At 73.7% G+C, this 18,849-nt stretch carries 16 protein-coding genes; 8 read left to right on the forward strand and 8 right to left on the reverse strand.

Features of this window, described 5'->3' with window-relative positions:
* Positions 1-22 precede the first annotated feature (22 nt).
* The gene (locus ACZ6CV_RS18685; RefSeq protein WP_469251855.1) at positions 23-931 is read right to left on the reverse strand and encodes a hypothetical protein; all 909 of its coding nucleotides are present in this window, start codon (positions 929-931) and stop codon (positions 23-25) included.
* A gap of 164 nt (positions 932-1,095) precedes the next feature.
* Between ACZ6CV_RS18685 and ACZ6CV_RS18690 the strand changes: the two genes are divergently transcribed.
* Positions 1,096-3,741 (forward strand): helicase-associated domain-containing protein, encoded by a 2,646-nt coding sequence (locus tag ACZ6CV_RS18690; protein ID WP_469251856.1) that lies wholly within the window; start codon positions 1,096-1,098, stop codon positions 3,739-3,741.
* A 771-nt stretch (positions 3,742-4,512) separates the two neighbouring features.
* Positions 4,513-6,669, forward strand: coding sequence for a HelD family protein (locus ACZ6CV_RS18695; protein ID WP_469251857.1), 2,157 nt, complete (start codon positions 4,513-4,515; stop codon positions 6,667-6,669).
* Here ACZ6CV_RS18695 and ACZ6CV_RS18700 read toward each other — a convergent pair.
* The 3 genes from ACZ6CV_RS18700 to ACZ6CV_RS18710 form a co-directional block, all read right to left on the reverse strand.
* Positions 6,666-7,286: a DUF2165 domain-containing protein gene (locus tag ACZ6CV_RS18700; RefSeq protein ID WP_469251858.1), complete on the reverse strand. Its 621-nt coding sequence runs from the start codon at positions 7,284-7,286 to the stop codon at positions 6,666-6,668. The genes ACZ6CV_RS18695 and ACZ6CV_RS18700 overlap by 4 nt on opposite strands.
* A gap of 158 nt (positions 7,287-7,444) precedes the next feature.
* The gene (locus tag ACZ6CV_RS18705; protein ID WP_469251859.1) at positions 7,445-8,134 is read right to left on the reverse strand and encodes a copper homeostasis protein CutC; all 690 of its coding nucleotides are present in this window, start codon (positions 8,132-8,134) and stop codon (positions 7,445-7,447) included.
* Between the two features lie 168 nt (positions 8,135-8,302).
* Positions 8,303-10,627, reverse strand: a complete 2,325-nt coding sequence (locus ACZ6CV_RS18710) for a heavy metal translocating P-type ATPase (protein ID WP_469251860.1) — start codon at positions 10,625-10,627, stop codon at positions 8,303-8,305.
* Between the two features lie 181 nt (positions 10,628-10,808).
* On the opposite strand from ACZ6CV_RS18710, the gene ACZ6CV_RS18715 reads away from it, so the two are divergent.
* Positions 10,809-11,027, forward strand: coding sequence for a hypothetical protein (locus tag ACZ6CV_RS18715; protein WP_469251861.1), 219 nt, complete (start codon positions 10,809-10,811; stop codon positions 11,025-11,027).
* Here ACZ6CV_RS18715 and ACZ6CV_RS18720 read toward each other — a convergent pair.
* From ACZ6CV_RS18720 to ACZ6CV_RS18730, 3 genes are all read right to left on the reverse strand, one after another.
* Positions 10,994-11,836 carry a protein kinase domain-containing protein gene (locus ACZ6CV_RS18720; protein WP_469251862.1) on the reverse strand — a complete coding sequence of 281 codons (843 nt, stop codon included), beginning with the start codon at positions 11,834-11,836 and terminating at the stop codon, positions 10,994-10,996. The genes ACZ6CV_RS18715 and ACZ6CV_RS18720 overlap by 34 nt on opposite strands.
* Positions 11,837-11,850: 14 nt before the next feature.
* A complete protein-coding gene (locus ACZ6CV_RS18725; protein WP_469251863.1) occupies positions 11,851-12,294 on the reverse strand; it encodes a glycine-rich domain-containing protein in 444 nt (147 codons plus the stop codon).
* 84 nt (positions 12,295-12,378) lie between these two features.
* The gene (locus ACZ6CV_RS18730) at positions 12,379-12,747 is read right to left on the reverse strand and encodes a hypothetical protein (protein ID WP_469251864.1); all 369 of its coding nucleotides are present in this window, start codon (positions 12,745-12,747) and stop codon (positions 12,379-12,381) included.
* Between the two features lie 184 nt (positions 12,748-12,931).
* On the opposite strand from ACZ6CV_RS18730, the gene ACZ6CV_RS18735 reads away from it, so the two are divergent.
* Together ACZ6CV_RS18735 and ACZ6CV_RS18740 are read left to right on the forward strand one after the other, a co-directional pair.
* Positions 12,932-14,212: a helix-turn-helix transcriptional regulator gene (locus tag ACZ6CV_RS18735; RefSeq protein ID WP_469251865.1), complete on the forward strand. Its 1,281-nt coding sequence runs from the start codon at positions 12,932-12,934 to the stop codon at positions 14,210-14,212.
* The gene (locus tag ACZ6CV_RS18740; RefSeq protein WP_469251866.1) at positions 14,209-14,589 is read left to right on the forward strand and encodes a hypothetical protein; all 381 of its coding nucleotides are present in this window, start codon (positions 14,209-14,211) and stop codon (positions 14,587-14,589) included. Before ACZ6CV_RS18735 ends, ACZ6CV_RS18740 begins: the two co-directional genes overlap by 4 nt.
* 44 nt (positions 14,590-14,633) lie before the next feature.
* Here ACZ6CV_RS18740 and ACZ6CV_RS18745 read toward each other — a convergent pair whose 3' ends face one another.
* Positions 14,634-15,308: a maleylpyruvate isomerase family mycothiol-dependent enzyme gene (locus tag ACZ6CV_RS18745; RefSeq protein WP_469251867.1), complete on the reverse strand. Its 675-nt coding sequence runs from the start codon at positions 15,306-15,308 to the stop codon at positions 14,634-14,636.
* 150 nt (positions 15,309-15,458) lie between these two features.
* Here ACZ6CV_RS18745 and ACZ6CV_RS18750 point away from each other — a divergent pair, with 150 nt between their 5' ends.
* The 3 genes from ACZ6CV_RS18750 to ACZ6CV_RS18760 all read left to right on the forward strand — a co-directional run bounded on the left by ACZ6CV_RS18750 (position 15,459) and on the right by ACZ6CV_RS18760 (position 18,841).
* Complete coding sequence (locus ACZ6CV_RS18750; protein ID WP_469251869.1) at positions 15,459-16,157, forward strand: HD domain-containing protein; 699 nt, start codon at positions 15,459-15,461, stop codon at positions 16,155-16,157.
* A gap of 50 nt (positions 16,158-16,207) precedes the next feature.
* Positions 16,208-17,287 carry a GNAT family N-acetyltransferase gene (locus ACZ6CV_RS18755; RefSeq protein ID WP_469252022.1) on the forward strand — a complete coding sequence of 360 codons (1,080 nt, stop codon included), beginning with the start codon at positions 16,208-16,210 and terminating at the stop codon, positions 17,285-17,287.
* Between the two features lie 327 nt (positions 17,288-17,614).
* Complete coding sequence (locus ACZ6CV_RS18760) at positions 17,615-18,841, forward strand: Cmx/CmrA family chloramphenicol efflux MFS transporter (RefSeq protein WP_469252023.1); 1,227 nt, start codon at positions 17,615-17,617, stop codon at positions 18,839-18,841.
* Positions 18,842-18,849 lie beyond the last annotated feature (8 nt).

The raw sequence follows: 18,849 nt of genomic DNA on the forward strand, positions 1-18,849 counted from the left end.
GCGAGCGGCCCCCTCAGGATGTTCAGGCCCCGCAGGGCTCCGTGCCGTCCTCCACGAAGAGCTCGTCGACGGTCCCGGCGTGCACGGCACGCTCCAGCCAGCGGTTCAGGACGGCCAGATCGGCACACGCTCCGATCCGCTCGCGGGTCTCCTCCGGTACGTCGATCCCACGCACCTCAAGGACCCGGAGAAGGGCCGTGGCCTCACCCTCCGCCTTCCCCTCCGCCTTGCCCTCGAGGTAGGCCGTCTCCCGTACGGTGCCGCGCCCGGGGAAGTAGGTAACGAAGGTCATCAGTTCTCTCCATTTCGCTCCGGCACGGGTGTCCCCCAGGCCGACGTCCAGAAGGTCGTTGTAGTAGGTGGCGGACTTCTTGTCGGACGCCTGCACGGCACGGGCCAGCGCCTCCAGTATGGGGGCGGCGTCCGGGTTGTTGCCATGTGTCAACGCCGCGAAGGTGGCCATCGCCAAGTTCTCTTCGACGGCTCGCCGCTCGGTGATCACCGGCACGTTGTCGGGACCGACGACCAAGGGCCAGGTGGTCTGCGCCGTCCAGCCACGCGCTCCGCAGTCGAACGGACCTGCGGCCCACCGCGCGGTGGCCCGGCTCTTGCACACCACGAGCAGCAGTACGGGCAGGCGGAACTTCGCCCGGAGGTAAGCCACGTAGTAAGGCCAGCTCGCCTCCTTGTCCGGGTCCCGGCGGCCCTGCGCCTCGATGGCGAGGAGGAAGTCCTCGCCATCGGAGGGCTGGATGCGGAGCACGCTGTCCACGCGGCGCTCCAGCGGCTGGAGTTCCGTCGCGTCGGGGGTGAGCACGTCCACCGAGGCCTTCTCCGGGAAGGGAAGGCCGAGGGTGCCGAAGACCGGCACGAGGATCTCTGGGCGGTCCTGAAAGATCCGGTGCGATGCCTCGTGGGCTGATGTGACCATGTGAGCGAGCTAAGCCGCGTGCGGGGCACCGTGGCGGGGCAAGTGCGAGGTGTTCACTCTTTCGAGAGGTGGCGAAACGTTCGCCCGGCGTTGCGGGGGTGGACTGTCCCCGGGAACGCCGCCCCGTACTCGACAGCCCCGCCCTTCCCCCCCGACCCGCTACCGTGAACCGGATGAGCACCCAGTCGCAGCCCACCGACAGCGCCGGCGTCAGCGAGGGCGGCACCGCGGCGGCGCGGGGGGTCGACGCGCCGCGGTCTCTCGCCGAGGCCCTGCGGTCGCGGGCGGACGGCGCGCTCGCCGGGCTGTTGCGGGCGCGGCCCGATCTGCTCAACCCCGTGCCCACGGATCTGACCCAGCTCGCCGCCCGCGCGGGGACCCGCGCCTCCGTCGTGCGCGCCCTGGAGCGGCTCGACCGGTTCGCGCAGCAGGTCGCCGAGGTGCTGGCCGTGGCGTCCGACCCCACCTCGTACGACGAGGTGCTGCGGCTGCTCGGCGGCGACGACGGGGACGCCGACGTCGAGGCCGCGCTGCCCCGCGCCCTCGCCACCCTGCACGAGCAGGCCCTGGTGTGGGGCCCGGACGACCGGCTGCGGCTCGTGCGGACCGCCCGCGAGCTGCTCGCCCCGACCCCGCAGCACCCCTCCCCGACCGGCCTCGGCCCCACCGTCGCCGAGGCCACCGCCGGGATGTCGCCGACCCGGGTGCAGGACATCGTCACCGCGGCGGGGCTGCCCACCACCCACGACCCGGTCTCCGCCGTGCAGGCGCTGACCGCGCTGTTCACCGACCGCACCCGGATGTCGGCGCTGCTCGACGAGGCGCCCGCGGAGTCCGTGGAGGTGCTGTCGCGACTGGTGTGGGGGCCGCCGTACGGGCAGGTCACCGCCGATCCGGCCCGGCATCTGCGCTGGCTCCTCGACCGGGGGCTGCTGCTGCCGACCGCGCCCGGCACCGTCGTACTGCCCCGCGAGGCCGCCCTGCACCTGCGCGCGGGCCGCGCCCACCGCGCGCCCGAGCCGACGCCGCCGCCCGTGGAGGGCGCCCGCGAACACCGTCCACAGGTTGTGGACGCGACCGCCGCGGGCCAGGCGTACACCGCGCTCGCCACCGTCGAGGAGCTCCTGAAGGACTGGGACGAGGGCGGCCCCACCGTCCTGCGCGCCGGCGGCCTGAGCGTGCGCGACCTGAAGCGGACTGCCGTGGCGCTCGACACGTCCGAGCCGCTCGCCGCGTTCTGGGTCGAACTGGCCTACGCGGCGGGCCTGCTGGCCTCCGACGGCGAGGCCGACGAGCGGTACGCCGCGACGCCCGCGTACGACGCGTGGCAGGAGTTGCCCGCGGCCGAGCGCTGGGCGGCGCTCGCCACCGCCTGGCTCGCCGCCACCCGTACGGCGGGGCTGGTCGGCGGCCGTGACGGCAAGGACCGCACGCTCTCCGCGCTCGGCCCGCACCTGGACCGTTCGGCGGCCCCCGAGGTCCGCCGGCGCGTCCTCGCGCTGCTCGCCACGCTGCCCGAGGGCACGGCGCCCGTGCCGGAGTCGCTGCTGGCCCGGCTCGGCTGGGAGCGGCCGGTCGCCGGGCGCGCCCAGGGGGCCGCCGCCGCCCCGGGCGGCTCGGGTTCCGCGCCTTCTTCCCCCGGCTCCACCCGGGCCGGTGCCGCCAACCCCTCCGACTCGCCCACCCCGCGCGACCTGCGCTCCCGTATCGCCCAATGGACCCTGAACGAGGCCGAGTTGCTGGGTGTCACGGGGCGTGGCGCGCTCTCCTCGCACGGGCGGGCGCTGCTGCCCGACGCACCCGGCACCGCTTCGGCGGCCGGCACCGCGGCCGACGGCGCCGAGAGTCTCGCCGAGCGCGGTGTCGCCGCCGCCCGCGCCGCCCGGCTCCTCGCGCCGCTCCTCCCGGAGCCCCTCGACCACGTCCTGCTGCAGGCCGACCTCACCGCCGTGGCCCCCGGCCCGCTGGAGCGGCCGCTCGCCGACGCGCTCGCCGTCCTCGCCGACGTCGAGTCGAAGGGCGGCGCCACCGTCTACCGCTTCACGCCCGGTTCCGTGCGCCGCGCGCTCGACGCCGGGCAGTCCGCGTCCGACCTGCACGCGTTCCTGGCGGCCCACTCCCGTACGCCGGTTCCGCAGCCCCTCGCGTATCTGATCGACGACGTGGCGCGCAAACACGGCCACCTGCGGATCGGCGCCGCCTCCGCGTACGTGCGCTGCGACGACGAGGCGCTGCTCAACGAGATCATGGCCGACAAGCGCGCCCAGAGCCTGCGGCTGCGTCGGCTCGCGCCCACCGTGCTCGCCGCCCAGGCGGATCCCGGCGCGCTCCTGGACGGGCTGCGCGCCATGGGGTTCGCGCCCGCCGCGGAGAGCGCGGAGGGCGACGTCCTGATCACCCGCGCGCACGCGCACCGCACGCCGCCCCGTTCGGCCCCCGAGCCGGTGCCCGACGGGCCGCCGCTGCCCGGCGCCACGCTCGTCGACGCGGCGGTACGGGCGATCCGTGCGGGGGACTTGGCGTCCACCGCGCCGCGCAAGGAGGTGCCGGCCGCGGCGGCCGCGGCGGACGGCCGCCTGCCGCGTACGACGGCGGCGGAGACCCTCGCCACGATGCAGGCCGCGGTGCTGACCGGGGAGGCGGTGTGGATCGGGTACGTGAACGCGGAGGGCTCCGCGAGTCAGCGGGTCATCGCCCCGGTGCGGGTGGAGGGGGGCTTCGTCACGGCGTACGACCACACTGCGGATGAGGTCCGCACGTATCCCCTTCATCGGGTTACGGGGGTTGCGGAGCTCGCCGAGGAGGGGTGAGGGGCCCGGGGGGTGCCTTGGCCGTGGGGTTCCGTGCGGGTGCGCTGGGGTTCTTTGCGCAGTTCCCCGCGCCCCTGATGGGGGGGCACACCGGCGTTGTTCCGTGCAGGTGCGCTGGGGTTCCTTGCACAGTTCCCCGCGCCCCTGATGGGGTCGTTGTTCCGTGCGGGTGCGCTAAGGCTGGTCGCGCAGTTCCCCGCGCCCCCAAACCACCCGGCTGCGGCCCGCTCCCCGGCCGCCGGCCCGCCGTGGCCGCTCGCGCAGTTCCCCGCGCCCCTAAAACACCCGGCTACGGTCCGCTCGCCGGCTGCCCGGCCCATCGTGGCCGCTCGCCCAGGCGACCTCCTCGTCGCCCGCCGTCGGATACATCGGCACCATCCCCGCGCCCCCAAAACACCCAGCTACCGCCCGCCCCCCGACTGCCGGCCCGCCGTGGTCACTCGCGCAGTTCCCCGCGCCCCCAAAACAGCCCCGCACCCCCTCACCCGGCACGCCCCCACCCGCCCTCAATCGCCGGACGAGCCCGTGCGGAGGTCTTGGAGGGGCGCGGGGAACTGCGCGACCAGCCACAACCCAACCCGCACCCGCGCAGCGGACCGCACCGGCCCCCGAAAACCGTTGGCCCCCGCACCCACGCCCCGCCTAAGATGCCCCCTTCCCGCCTCCCCCCGCGGAGCGCCGTCGGCCGGACGGAAACCGGTCGGACACCTCGCCCGAGCAGCATCGGAGCAGAGGCCGCACACGACACCGCTGAACCGCCGGAGGCACCCCGTGCATGCGCACGCCGAAACCGACCCCGCCGATCCGCTCGCCCGCGAACGAGGCCACCTCGCCGCGTCCCGTTCCGCGCTGCGCGCCATGCGTGCGGACGCCGAGGCCCTCGACATCCGCGACGTCACCGCGAACTGGGTGAACGCCGCCGTTCTGGAGCGGCAGCTCGACGAGCGCGTCAAGTCCCTCGCCGACCTCGCCCACACCCCCCTCTTCTTCGGGCGGCTCGACTATCTGCACGCGCCGGGCGCCGCGCAGGCCGAGGGCGACGAAGGGGAGCAGTTCTACATCGGGCGGCGGCACGTGCACGACGCCGACGGCGACCCGATGGTCATCGACTGGCGCGCGCCGGTCTCGCAGCCGTTCTACCGGGCCTCCAAGAAGGACCCGATGGACATCGCGCTGCGCCGCCGTTTCGGCTACACGGGCGGCGACCTCACCGCGTACGAGGACGAGCACCTCAGCGACGCCACCGAGGACGAGCGCACCAGCAAGCTCCTGCAGCGGGAGATCGAGCGGCCGCGCGTGGGTCCGATGCGGGACATCGTCGCCACCATTCAGCCCGAGCAGGACGAGATCGTCCGCAGCGGGCTCGGCGGCAGCGTCTGCGTGCAGGGCGGACCCGGCACCGGCAAGACCGCCGTCGGCCTGCACCGGGTCGCCTATCTGCTCTACGCCCACCGGGACCGGCTCGCCCGCACCGGCACCCTCGTCATCGGCCCGAACGCCTCCTTCCTGCACTACATCGAGCAAGTCCTGCCCGCGCTCGGCGAGTTGGAGGTCAAGCAGGCCACCGTCGACGACCTCGTCGCCCACGTGGAGGTGCGCGGCACGGACGACGCCGGCGCCGCCGTCGTCAAGGGCGACGCACGGATGGCCACCGTGCTGCGCAACGCCGTGCGCTCGCACGTCACCCCGCCCGCCGAACCCGTCGTGGTGGTGCGCGGCTCGCGCCGCTGGCGGATTCCCGCGTACGAACTGGAGGAGATCGTCGCCGAGTTGCTCGCCCGCGACATCCGCTACGGCGCCGCCCGCGAGGCCCTGCCGCAGCGCATCGCGCACGCCGTGCTCGTCCGCATGGAGCAGGCGGGCGAGGCGCCGGACGACCGGGTGCAGGACAGCGTCGCGCGCAACACGGCCGTGAAGGCGGCGGTGAAGGCGATCTGGCCGCCCGTCGATCCCGCGAAGCTCGTGCTGCGGCTGCTGTCCGACGCCGGTTTCCTCGCCGAGCACGCCGCGGGGATCCTGACGGAGGACGAGCAGAAGGCCGTGCTGTGGGCCAAGCCCGCCCGGAGCGTCAAGTCCGCCAAGTGGTCCGCCGCGGACGCCGTGCTCATCGACGAGGCCACCGATCTCGTCTCCCGCACGCACTCCCTCGGACATGTCGTGCTCGACGAGGCGCAGGACCTGTCGCCGATGCAGTACCGCGCGGTGGGGCGGCGCTGCACGACCGGCTCGGCGACGGTCCTCGGCGATCTCGCGCAGGGCACCACGCCCTGGGCGACGCGGAGTTGGGCCGAGGCGCTGGCGCACCTCGGCAAGGACGACGCGGTCGTGGAGGAGCTGACGGCCGGTTTCCGCGTGCCGCGCGAGGTCATCGCGTACGCGTCCCGGCTGCTTCCGGACATCGCGCCCGGCCTGACGGCGGTCGACTCGGTGCGGGAGTCGCCGGGTTCGCTGGCGGTGCGGCGGGTGGCGGACGGGGACGGTGACGGCGGGGACGGGGACGGCGGCCCGGCGGGATCCGGCGCCCTCGACGCGGGCTGCCTCGCCGCCTGCGTCGAGTCGTTGGGGCAGGAGGGGTCCGTCGGGCTGATCGCCGCGGACGCCCGTATCCCCGCGCTCGCGGGCGCATTGACGGCGGCGGGCCTCACGTATCTCTCGCCCGGCGAGGAGCCGACGCCGGACACCCGGCTGACGCTGGTGCCCGCGTCGCTCGCGAAGGGCCTGGAGTACGACTACGTGGTCCTGGACGAGCCGGCCGCCGTCGTCGACGGCGAGCCCGACGAGCGGACGGGTCTGCGACGGCTCTATGTCGCGCTGACCCGTGCCGTGTCGGGGCTGATCGTGGTGCACCGCGCCGCGCTGCCCGCGCAGCTCGAACAGCCCGAACAACCCGAACAACCCGAACAGCTCGAACAGCTCGAAAGGCGCTAACTGCCGCCCTTTTCGAGCTTGTCGAGGCCGTCCGCCGGGGCGTCGGCGGACGGCGCCTGCGGGCCCGCCGCGGACGGCAGGTGGGTGACGACGAGCACGATGCCCGCGAGCGTCACGACGCGCGTGGCCGCGTCCAGGCCGTTCCAGGCCTGCGACTGCCACATGGCGAACCACTCGCCGCCGATGCCGATGAACCCGACCCCGAAGAGCACGAGAATCATCAACAGACCGATGGAACCCGCCTGTCGGGCCCGGCGCAGGCCGTACGCGCGCGGCGTCCCCGCGGGGCGGCGCAGCGCACGGGCCCACAGGACCGTCGCCGCGACGAGCGTCAGCGCGGCGAGGGTCTCCCAGGCGATGATCGCGACGTAGGCGGTGTCCTGCAGCGCGGTGGAGTCCACCGCGCGCCATCTGAGGCCGTTGCCCTTGAAGGTGGTGTCCATCGACAGGACATGGCGTACGAACTGCTGGTTGGTGCCGAAGTCGGTGATGTTCCCGAACGCGACGAGCGCTATGTAGAGCGCGACCGTCCCGGTGAGCAGCATCGCGGCGACGGGCTGTGTCCCGGCCGCGAGGATGCGTTCCGCGGGGCGCGGCTGGTGTGCTGGTGTCGGCATGAAATCCCCTCCGTGTCGACCCAGTTCTATCGCGTCCCCCGAAAGGGCGATCACCCCGCCGTCCGACCCCGCGTACGCCCGCCGCTCAGCCCCGCGTGCGACTACGGCCCAACCTCGCGTACGAGCGCCGCCCAACCCCGCGTACGTCGCCCCGCCCCTCACCCGTCGAGCGCCGCCCGCCACTGTGCGACCGCCGCCGGGGAGACCGGGGCGGACCAGCCGTCGGGGCGGGCGGCCCCGCCGATGTGGAACGCGTCGACGCCCGCCGCCCGGAGCCGGGGCAGGTGGTCCAGGCGCAGGCCGCCGCCGATGAGGAGCTGCGGTTCGTACCCGGGCTCGCCGCGTCGAGCCGCCTCCGCGAGCAGCGTCGGCAGGCCGTCGTCGACGCCGGCCGCGGAGCCCGCGGTGAGGTAGGTGTCCAGGCCGGGCAGGTCCGCGAGCTGCTTGCGCAGCGCGTCGCGGTCGGCGGCGCGGTCGATGGCGCGGTGGAACGTCCAGCGGCAGCCGTCGAGCGCGCCGACCAGGCTTTCCACGGCGGCCAGGTCGGGACCGCCCGCCTCGTCGAGGAAGCCGAGCACGAACTCGTCGGCGCCCTCGCCCCGCAGCTCCTGGGCGCGGTGCACCAGTGCGTCGACGTCGCCCGCGGCGAACCCGTCGGCCAGCCTGAGCATGACGCGCAGCGAGATGTCGACGGAGGAGCGGATGGCGGCGAAGGTCTCGCGGGACGGGGTGAGGCCGTCCGCGGCCATGTCGGTCACCAATTCGAGGCGGTCCGCTCCGCCGGCCTGGGCGGCGACGGCGTCCTCGGTGTCGAGGGCGATCACCTCCAGGACTGCACGCTTGCTCATGGATGTCTCTTCCTTCTGGGGTCGCTGCGGCTCGGACTGGGTGCCTGACCGTGGCGGCCCGGCTCCCGGATGCACCCCTGATGCACCCCCGGAAACCTGGCATAGGTCTAGTCCAATTACCAGCCTACGCGCAGAACGTTCCGGCGCGAGCCGAGCGGCCCCGACCGCCTACGCCAGCGGCTCGAACCCCCGCAGGCGCAGGCTGTTGCCGACCACGAAGACCGACGAGAAGGCCATGGCCGCCCCCGCGATCATCGGGTTGAGCAGTCCGGCCGCGGCCAGCGGCAGCGCACCCACGTTGTAGGCGAAGGCCCAGAAGAGGTTGGACCTGATCGTGCCGAGGGTGCGGCGCGAGAGCCGGATCGCGTCCGCCGCGGCGCGCAGGTCGCCCCGTACCAGCGTCAGGTCGCCCGCCTCGATCGCCGCGTCCGTGCCCGTGCCCATCGCGAGGCCCAGGTCGGCCTGGGCCAGCGCGGCCGCGTCGTTGACGCCGTCGCCGACCATGGCCACGCTGCGCCCCTCGGCCTGCAGCCGCTTCACCACGTCGACCTTGTCCTGCGGCAGGACCTCGGCGATCACGTCACCGGGCGCGATGCCGACCTGCGCGGCGACCGACGCGGCGACGGCCTTGTTGTCGCCGGTCAGCAGGATCGGGGTCAGGCCCAGCGCGCGCAGCCGCGAGATGGCCTCGGCGCTGGTGTCCTTGACCGCGTCGGCGATCTCCAGGACCGCCCGCGCCTCGCCGTCCCAGGCGACCGCGACGGCGGTACGTCCTGCGGCCTCCGCCGCGGCCTCGGCGCGCGCCAGCGGCTCGGGCAGGTGGATCTCCCAGTCGGCGAGGAGCCGGGCACGGCCGACCAGGACGGCGTGCCCCTCGACGACGCCCTGCACGCCGAGGCCCGCGACGTTCGCGAAGTCCTCGGGCACGGGCAGGGTGCCGACCTCGGCGGCCGCCCCGGCGGCGACGGCCCGCGCGACGGGGTGCTCCGAGGAGTGCTCCAGGGCCCCGGCGAGCCGCAGGACGTCGGAGACGGTGGTGCCGGGGGCGGTGTGCGTGGCGAGCAGGGTCATCCTGCCGGTGGTGACGGTGCCGGTCTTGTCCAGGACGACGGTGTCGACCCGGCGCGTGGACTCCAGGACCTCCGGGCCCTTGATCAGGATGCCGAGCTGGGCGCCGCGGCCGGTGCCGACCATGAGGGCGGTCGGGGTGGCGAGGCCGAGGGCGCACGGGCAGGCGATGATCAGTACGGCGACAGCGGCGGTGAAGGCGGCGGTCAGCCCCGCGCCGTTGCCGAGCCAGAAGCCGAGGGTGGCGAGCGCGAGCCCGATGACGACGGGCACGAACACGGCGGAGATCCGGTCGGCGAGGCGCTGGGCGGCGGCCTTGCCGTTCTGCGCGTCCTCCACGAGCCGTGCCATACGGGCGAGTTGGGTGTCGGCGCCGACCCGGGTGGCCTCGACGACGAGCCGGCCGCCGACGTTGAGGGTGGCGCCGGTGACCGCGTCGCCGACGGCGACCTCGACGGGCACGGACTCGCCGGTGAGCATGGCGGCGTCCACGGCCGAGGAGCCCTCGACGACCGTCCCGTCCGTGGCGATCTTCTCGCCGGGCCGCACGAGGAACCGGTCGCCGACCCCCAACTCACTTACGGGTACGGTCACTTCGCGCCCGTCACCCCGCAGCACGGTGACGTCCTTGGCGCCGAGCTGGAGCAGCGCCTTGAGGGCGGCGCCCGCCTTCCGCTTGGAGCGGGCCTCGAAGTACCGCCCGGCGAGGATGAAGGCGGTGACGCCGGCCGCGGCCTCCAGGTAGATGTTGCCCGCGCCGTCGCTCCTGCCGATGGTCAGCTCGAAGGGGTGCGTCATGCCGGGCGTGCCGGCCGTACCGAAGAACAGCGCCCAGAGCGACCAGAGGAACGCCGCCGACGTACCGACCGAGATCAGCGTGTCCATGGTGGCCGCGCCGTGCCGGGCGTTGGTGAAGGCGGCCTTGTGGAAAGGCCAGGCGGCGTACGTCACGACGGGCGCGGCCAGCGTCAGCGAGAGCCACTGCCAGTAGGTGAACTGCAGCGCGGGGATCATCGCCATGGCGATGACGGGTACGGAGAGCAGGGTGGCGGTGGTCAACCGCTGGCGCAGGGCCAGCAGTTCACGCTCACCCTCGCCGCCCGGGCCCCCCTCGCCCGGGTGGCCCGGGGAGCCCGGGGGGCTCTCCCCCGCCCCCTCCTCGGCGACGGAGGGGGCGGGCTCCTGTGCGGTGTAGCCGGTGGCCTCGACGGTGGCGATCAGGTCCCGCACGGAGACGTCGTCGCCGCGGTAGCTGACCCTGGCCTTCTCGGTGGCGTAGTTGACGGTCGCCTCGACGCCGTCCATGCGGTTCAGCTTCTTCTCGATACGGGCAGCGCAGGAGGCGCAGGTCATCCCACCGATGGCGAGCTCGACGCGGTGGGAGGGGGTGGTGTCGGGGGTGGGAGTGGGGGCGGGGGCGGCCATGGGTTGCTCCTGTACGGGGTGGGGTGCCGATACCCGGGGCGGGTACCGCTGACGAGGTCCATATATACCCCCAGGGGGTACCCGAAGCAAGGGTGACGAGCGGCTTGACTAAATACCCCCCGGGGGTATCTTCAAGTTAGTCAGCACCCCGGACCCCGGACCTCGTACACCAGGAGCCGCAATGAACACCGCACTCAAGATCACCGCGTTCGCCACGGCCGTCGCCGCGACCTTCGGTACCGCGTATGGCGTGGGCCAGAGCATCGACCGCGTCACGAACGAACCGCCGGCCGTGCGACACGGAGAACACGACGACACGAACCACGCCGCGACGCCCCCCGGCGGCCTGCAGATCGCCGACCGCGGCTACACGCTGGACCTGAACGGCGTCAGCGTCTGAAGCGTGCGGACGACGTGCGCGATGACGGGACGCCGCTCAGGGGCTCGGCGGAGCATCTGCTCGATGAGCAGCCTCAGTGGGCCCTTGACGTTCACTGGGCGGCGGTTGCCCTCGACGATCGCGGCGCGCTGTTCGGGCCGGTCGGCGTGATCGGGGTAGATGACGGCGCGGCGGCCGGTGGCGGCCATCAGCAGACTCGCACCCAGCGCGTACACGTCGCCGGCCTGAGTAGGCGTGGCCCATCCGTGGTCGAGGATGTGCGCGGAGATCTCCGGTGCTTCGTAGTGGACGAGACAGCCCCGGAAGGGGAAGTCGACGTCCCCGGGGACGGGCTTGCCGTGGGCCAGGGCTAGATCGATCAGATGGACGGCGCGGTCGTCGAGGATCAGGTGAGCGGGCTGGACGTCGCCGTGCGCCCACCCTTGCGCGTGCAGCTCGGCGAGCGCGCGGGCGCAGTGCAGGGCCACCGTCAGGCCGGGCAGGTCGCCCTGCTCCCGTACGTCTTTCCAAGCGCGCTGGAGGTCGGGGCCCTCGTGCCAGGGCTGCATGTTCCACGTGCCCCGCTCCCACTCGCCCGAGGGTGCGGGGCGGCCGAGCTGGTCGAGGACGGCGGCTTCCCGTGCGGGGGCGAGCGCGGTCCACGGCTGGGCGGGCCAGTGCTCGGTCTCGGCGATGGGATAGCCGAGCTTCAGCGCGTACCGGCGCGGGCCGACGTGGACGTCCCAGATCATCGAGCCGCGCCGGTCCAGCGCCAGCGACGCGTCGCCGATGCCGAGTTGGGGGGCCAACGTGGGTGGAAGTTCGGGCACGAGGGCTCCCAGCGTCAGGCTTGGCCGTAGGGGCGGCCGCAGTCGGAATCGCACTGTGCGAGATTCTGGCCGTTGACCGTCCACAGCTCGTCGAAGACGCGGAATCCTGCCTTCTTCATCGCGCGCACGGATCCGGCCACGATCTCCGGGTCACGGCCGCCGCCTCCCGGCGCCGGGTTGTGGTGCAGGAAGCGCCCCGCGTACTCCTGGCAGATCCCGGCATACGCCCGGGTGTGCAGGATCAGGGCGTGCAGCCCCAGGTCCACTTCGTCGGATGGCATCATCGGCACGCTCGCGGTGGCGGCGGTGACGACGAACGCCACGGCCTGGTCAGCGATCAGCTCCGCGCGCCGGCGCTCGACGTGCTCCTGGACGACGAGGAACTGGGCGAGGCTGTCGAACAGCTCTTCCCCCGCCGTCGCGCGGCCGGTCTTCAGCTCGCGCTCGGTGATGGTCATCGACTCTCCTTGGGTGTAGACGTGGTTGCAGATGGGCCCGTGCCGGGCCGCCGCTCAGAGGGCCGGAGGGTGGCTGCGAGCGGTTCACCACGGCGCCACCATCGTGTTCTTCAGCAGGCGGCACGCCCCGGCGAGGAGGTACAGGCGGGCGGTGGGATTGGTGAACGCGCCGGCCGCCTGGTCCTCGTACACGGATCTGGCGTGGCGGATGGAGTCGGCGAGCACGTCACGCGAGCGCTGCGCGGCAGGGGTGACGCCGCTCTTGGCCACCAAATGCGTTTCGGCGTACGTGATCAGCGGGGCGAGGTAGCCGGACAGCTCAGCGGCGACATCGTCCGCGAGCCCGCCGCTGGGATCGGCGACGGCCAGGCCCTCGGCGCGGTGGACGGCGTTGTCCACCAGCGCCAGATCCAGGGGGTCGGCATCCTGGTGCTGCGGGTGCTGTGTCGTCATGGTCACCGCTGGTCCTCGTCCTCGGATTGGAACTCCGTCGACATCGCGTGGCACCCAGCAAATCGCGCCGAGTCGGCGCGGACCACGGCGTTTGTGGGGCACTGTGGGGACACCCTTGGGACACCGTCACTCGTTGCCGGTACACAGGAACGAGCGGGCGTGTCGGATGGCGGGAGCACGGCGGATGACACTGGGCGAGCGGCGCAGACGCGCCGGTTACAGTCAGGAACGGCTGGCCGAACTCCTGGGTGTGGACCGGCGCACGGTCGGCCGATGGGAAAGCGGCAGGGTGACACCCCAGCCATGCCAACGCCCCGAGCTGGCACGTCTGCTGCGTGTGACGCCGCACGAGCTGGACCGTCTGATCGACCCCTCACCCGCCTCGGCCCCTCGCACGACAGCCACGATCACCACGATCACGCCGGACGGCGTGTCCACTGCGGGGGTGTCCGACGACATGATCCGACGCGAGTTCCTGCGCCTGGTCGCGGTGACCGGCGCTCTCTCCGCGACCGGAGATGATGCCGCCGCCGAGGACGGCGGGATCGATCCGCGGGTGGGCACGTTCGCGGCGATGAACGCCCACTTATGGCAGGTCTACCAACTCGCCCGCTCAAAGCAAGCCGTCTACCCGCTGGTGCACGACCAGATGACCGCGCTCACCGACCGCCTCGCCGAGGGCCCCCGCAGCAGCCGCTCACTGATCTCGGCGGCCGGGGACCTGTTTCAGCTGGCCGGGGAGCTGGCCTTCGACCAGAACCGCTACACGGATGCCGCCGCCGCGTACACGCTGGCCGCGTCCGCCGGCAAGGACACCGGCTCCTTCGACCTGTGGGCCTGCGCGCTGGTGCGCCACGCCTACGTGGACGTGTACGAAGGCCGCTTCCGCCAGGCCGTCTCCACGCTCGACGCCGCGGAACGCATCGCCGGCCGGGGCGACCGGCAACTGACCACGCGTCACTGGGTCGCCTCCGTGCAGGCCGAGGCCTACGCCGGACTCGGGGAACTCGAACTGTGTGAGCGCGCACTGGATCAGGCCCAGACGGTCACCGCAGGTGGCGTCATCGGCAACGGCGGGTGGCTGCGTTTCGACGGCTCACGACTGGCCGAGGAACGCGGCGCCCGTTACGTCCAACTCGGGCGCCTCGACCTGGCCGAACACGCCCTCCAAGCCGCCCTGCGACTCGACGCCCTCGCTCCGGGCCGCTCCCCGCGCAGGCGTGGCGCCGTCCTCACCGACCTCGCGGCGATCGGCGCCAGACGCCGTGACGTCGAGCAGCTCACCACCTACGCCGGACAGGCCCTCACGCTGGCCCGCGAGTCCTCCTCCGGATACGTGGCTCGTAGACTCGGCGCGCTGCGCACCGCCTACGCGTCGCTGTCCGGAGATCGCAGAGTCGCCGAACTCGACGCCCACATCGGTGCGCTGACCGTTTGGCCTAGCAGCGAAGGGTGGACGTCGTGAGTGACATCGAGGGCGGGCGGGTCTTCCGCGAGGCGTGGATCGCCGGAGTGCTCAAGCACTTCCCCGGCGACCCCAAGGCCTCCTACATCACCCCGTGGGACGACACCCCCGAGTGGGAACGCGCCGCGGCTGGCGCGGTCTTCGACCAGGTCGCCCAGCTCCTCGTCCTGTCCGAAGGCCATGCCACGCGACTGTCGCGTGAGCAGAAGAGCCGGTTCGTCGCCACCGCGTGGACAGCGCAGATGTACCTGCACTTCGGCGACCCCAAGCCCGCTTACGTCGCCGACTGGCCCGAGCTCCCTCAGTGGCAGCAGGAGACCGACGCGGACATTTTCGAAGCGGTGGAGCGAGCGGCTGATTCGGCGTCCGCGTCATAGACTCCGTCTCAGCCTTCGCCTCCGTCACCGTCACCGTCTCCGCCTCAGCCGAAGAGCACCAGCTCACCCTCCGTGGCGCCCGCCAGTTCGTAGCGTGTGCCGGTCAGGGGGCGGCCCGCGCAGAGGCGGATCAGGGTCGGTGCGTCGCCGATGTAGCGGGCCGGCGGGCGCGTTCCGTCGGGGGTGCCGAGGACCAGGGGCTCGTCGCGGCCGTCGAGGTCCGCGTGCAGCGGCGGCGCGGCGGCTGAGGAGGCCGACCTGCTGAACTGTCCGAGCAGGTCCAGCGCGTCCACCAGCCCGTCCCCGCCGTACGCACCCGGCTTCCCCCACGCCTCCCGTACGTCACCGGCGTGCACCCACTCCCCCAGCGCCACGCCGTCCAGCCGCCCCCGGGCGGCGGTGAGCACGGGGCCCGCCTCCGTCATGCCGCGCTCCAACTCGTCCACCACACGGGAGTTGGACCAGTCGGCGCGCTCGGCGATGTCGCGGTCGTTGGACTCCGGGCTGTACACCCCCTCCTCGAAGCGGCTCTCGACCACCCGCGTCAGTGCGGAGCCGCAGTGCGCGAGCACATGCCGCACGGTCCAGCCGGGACAACAGGTACGGATCGCGTACGCCTCGTCGGGCGCGGCCCGCAGCAGCGGGATCAGGGCGTCGCGCTCGGTCCGGAGAAGGCGGCCGGCGCGTTCGGGTTCGTAGTGCTCGTCGACACGGGTCATGGGCGAAGCCAACAGGGCGCGGCCGCGTGGGGCAATGGCCCCGCGTGGCGATGGCCCCCCGCCCCCGCCCCCGGGCAATGGCCGGGCCCGCGGATCCGGTCCGCCCGTACGCGCGCTCCCGCCCCGTACCGCCCGCGTTAAAGTCGCCGCATGGCCGACCATGAAACCGAGCCGCACGACGAGGCGCCGCACGACGAGGCGCCGTACGACGAGCCGTCGCACGCCGCGCTCCGCTCCCGCTGGCACGCGACCCTCTCGCGGGCCTGCGAGGGCGTCCCCGACCCCGCGCCCTACGCGGACCGGCTCCTGGCCCGTTGGTCCGAACCGCAGCGCAAGTACCACACCACCGCCCACCTGGCGGCGGTCCTCGACCACCTCGACGTCCTCGCGGACCACGCCGACGACGTCGAACTGGTGCGGCTCGCGGCCTGGTTCCACGACGCGGTGTACGCGCCGGACCGTTCCGAGAACGAGGAGCGCTCCGCCCGCCTCGCCGAACGCGCCCTCACCGAGGCCGGCCTGACGGAGCGACAGGTCGCCGAGGTCGCCCGCCTGGTCCGCCTCACCGTCACGCACGACCCCGCCGACGACGACCGCAACGGCGAGGCCCTGTGCGACGCCGACCTGGCGATCCTTGCGGCGGCCCCGGACGCGTACGCGGCCTACGCGGCGGCCGTCCGCGAGGAGTACGGCTTCGTGCCGGACGAGGCGTTCCGGCAGGGCAGGGCGGAGGTGCTGCGCCAACTCAGCGCGCTGCCCCGGCTGTTCCGCACCCCGTACGGCGCCGCCCACTGGGAGGCGCCCGCCCGCGAGAACCTGGCGACCGAGTTGGCCCTGCTCGCCCCGTAAACCGGGCGACCGGGCGGACCCCGCTCCCGTACCCTCACCGCATGCTTTTCATGGGTGGGGACAGGGGCGGGGACCGGATCGACGAGGCCGTGGCGCACACGGCGAAGGTGCTGCGCGCGGCGCTGGACCGCGACTGGGGCGTCAAGGCGGGCGGGCTCGACTGGAGCTGTCTGTACACGGCCGAGCACATCGCCGGTGACTTCGTCGCGTACGCGGGCCAGCTGACCGGCCGCCCCACCGACGCGTACGTCCCCTTCGAGGCCGTGCTCGACAAGGGCACGGCTCCCGAGGGCGCGATCCGCGCGATCGAGGCGACGGGCGGGATCCTCGCGGCGGTCGTCCGGACGGCGCCGCGCGGCGTGCGCGCCTTCCACCCGTACCCCGCGGGCAGCGCCGACGCGGCGGGCTTCGCGGCGATGGGCGTGACGGAGGCGCTGCTCCACACCCACGACATCGCCACCGCGCTGGACGTCGACGCGGAGCCGCCGGCCTCCCTCTGCGAGGCGGTCCTCGCGCACCTCTTCCCGCACGTCCCGCCCACTCCCGCGGGCGGCACGCCGTGGACCACGCTCCTGTGGGCCACCGGCCGGGGCACGCTGCCGGGCCGCGCCCGGCTCCCGCGCTGGCGCTGGCGCAACGCGGCCTCGCTGCCGGCCGGCCCCGTCGCCCTGCGCGAGGTGACGCCCGCCGCGGCGGCGGACCTCGCCGCGGGGGGCACGGGCGGCTTGGAGTGGCTGGGCGGCAGCCCGTTCGACGGTACGCGCCGGGCGGCGGAGATGGTGACGAAGGCGTACGCGGCCGGGGTGCACCGTCCCGAGTGGGGCATGTACGTCCTGGTCCGCACCGCCGACGAGCTGGCCGTGGGCGGCATGGGCTTCCACGGGCCGCCGGACGAGAACGGCTGCGTGGAGGTCGGGTACGACCTGGTGGAGGAGGCGCGGGGGCGGGGTTACGCCTCGGGGGCGCTGCGCTCGCTCTCGCAGTGGGCCCTCACGCACCCGGAGGTGACGTCCCTCCTGGCCGTCGTCGAGCCGGGCAACGCCGCGTCGCAGGCGGTGGCGGTGCGGGCGGGGTACGAGCGGCTGCCGGACCGCGACACGAACTTCGCGTACGGGCTGCGCCGGGCCTGAACGGCTTCCTTCGCGCCGGGGCGGATTCTCGCCGGGGGCGGGGGCGGGGGCGGGGGCGGGGTCGGGGGCTGGGGGTTCCTCCCTCGCTCCCCCGGCGGGGCCGAACAGGCCCGCCGCTTCGCGGCGGATGTTCCCCGCCCGCCCACCCGTTCGCCCCGCGACGCAGGGTTGGCGTAGGGGCCCCCGGAACCCGGACGGGCCGACAGCTCGGGCACCACGGCCCCGCCCCATGGAATGACAGGAATGACAGGTGCCACCCCGGCGTTCACCACTGTTATGCCGAATTCCGCCCCCGCCCCCACCCCCGAGCCCGGCGCAGCCGCCCGTATGCCCATAGCCGTCTACATGCTCGGCCTCGCCGTCTTCGCCCTCGGCACCAGCGAGTTCATGCTCTCCGGCCTCCTCCCTCCCATCGCCGACGACATGAACGTCTCCATCCCCCGCGCCGGCCTCCTCATCTCCGCCTTCGCCATCGGCATGGTCATCGGCGCCCCCCTCCTCGCCGTGGCGACCCTGCGCCTCCCCCGCCGCACCACGCTCGTCACCCTCATCACCGTCTTCGGCCTCGGCCAGGTCGCCGGTGCCCTCGCGCCCACCTACGAGATCCTGTTCGCCTCCCGCGTGGTCAGCGCACTCGCCTGTGCCGGCTTCTGGGCCGTCGGCGCCGCCGTCGCCATCGCGATGGTCGAGTTCCACCAGCGCGCCCGCGCCATGGCGGTCATGATCGGCGGTCTCTCCATCGCCAACGTGCTCGGCGTCCCCGCGGGCGCCTTCCTCGGCGAGAACCTCGGCTGGCGCTCCGCGTTCTGGGCGGTCGGCGCCGCCTCCGCCGTCGCGCTCGTCGGCGTGCTCGCCCTCATCCCCCGTATCCCGCTCCCCGCCGAGAGGCCCCGGCTGAAGAGGGAAGTCTCGATCTACGCGGACCGCCAGGTCTGGCTGTCCGTCGCCGTCACCGCCCTCGCCGCGGGCGGCGTCTTCTGCGCGTTCTCGTACCTCTCCCCGCTCCTCACGGACGTGGCCGGCCTCTCCGAGGGCTGGGTCCCGACGATCCTCGGCCTCTTCGGTCTCGGCGCCCTCGTCGGCACGACGATCGGCGGGCGCGTCGCGGACGCCCACCTCTTCGGCGTCCTGCTGAGCGGCATCGCCGCGTCCACCGTCTTCCTGATCGCGCTGGCCCTGTTCGCGGCCACCCCGGCGGCGGCGATCACGCTGAGCTTCCTCCTCGGCCTCTCGGCGTTCTACACGGCGCCCGCGCTCAACGCCCGCATGTTCAACGTCGCGGGCGCCGCCCCGACCCTCGCGGGCGCGACGACGACGGCCGCGTTCAACCTCGGCAACACGGGCGGCCCCTGGCTCGGCGGCACGGTGATCGACCTCGACTTCGGCTACCGGGCCACGGCGTGGGCGGGAGCGGCGATGACCGCGGCGGCGATCGTCGCGGTGGCGGTGTCCCTGCGCCTGCACCGGAGGGCCCCGAGCCGTGTGGTCACCACGTCCTTCGTCTCCTCCGCCAACCGTTCCGAGGACGACACCAAGAGCCCTTCCTGGAACTGACGTTGACG

It is taken from the genome of Streptomyces sp. NPDC041713 (genome assembly GCF_055591085.1).